Source organism: Pararhizobium sp. P1_E7 (genome assembly GCF_056405855.1).
On sequence record NZ_JBFUBH010000232.1, the window covers coordinates 1 to 898 of the forward strand.

Annotated in this window: 1 protein-coding gene; it reads right to left on the bottom strand. The window is 51.6% G+C overall.

The window, feature by feature from the left end:
• On the bottom strand, nucleotides 1–660 hold a 660-nt coding region (locus AC1D17_RS29125), incomplete at its 3' end, for an aromatic ring-hydroxylating oxygenase subunit alpha (protein WP_477568662.1).
• Nucleotides 661–898 lie beyond the last annotated feature (238 nt).

An 898-nucleotide genomic window follows, 5' to 3' on the forward strand; every position in this document is an offset into this window, starting at 1 on the left:
TGCAAGCATTTTCATCTTGTCATGGACCGAGCAGTAGGTCGGGTGAGCGGAGTTGCAGTGGTAGCATTCAAAGAAATTCTCGACGACGAGCTTCCAGTTGGCGGCTGTCGGATAAAGTTTTCGCGCCGCTATCTTCGCGGACGCCAGACCTTGTCCGCGCAAAAGCGCGCCGAAGGGAGCGCAGAAGGTGTCAAAGTCAGGGGGAGTCCCTTTCATGAAGTTCAGGAAGATGAGGCCTTCGAACACTCGAACATGAGCTGGCGCCAAAGCGACATTTGTCGGATCGAAATCCGACGGCATGAGATGAGCACCGCGAAGCTTGCCGTTCAGGTCGTAACTCCATGAATGATAGGGGCAAGTCAAAACGCGCTTATTGCCTTCATTCTCCAGACAGATCCGTGATCCGCGATGGCGGCAGACATTAAAGAACGCATTGACGTCGCCGCTGCGATTGCGGATGACGATCACGCTTTCGGCGCCAAATTCGAAAAGAAAATAGTCGCCAGGTTTCGCAATCCGGCTCTCGTGGTCGACAAGCAGCCATTGGCTGGTCGAGAGCATTTCCATATCAGCGTTAAATGTCATTCCGGATGTGTAAAAAGACTGGGGAAGCGAGTGCCCCTCTCTCCATTCCGCAACTCCTGTCTTTGTAGATGCCATGAACCCCTCCATTTGTTTTATAGTGGTTTCATCCGTTGCTGCGCTACGCGACCGCAGGTGAAATTGGACTTGAACTGGTGACATTACAGGGACGCGACGCTAGATCAGAAGTCCAATAGCTGGTACGAAAAATACATACCTTCTGGTAGGTATGTATCAAGGGAGCTAAATTTTGGCAAGAAGAAAGTTTACTCGTGAGCAGATGATTGCAGCAGCACGAGACATTGCCCTGCACCGT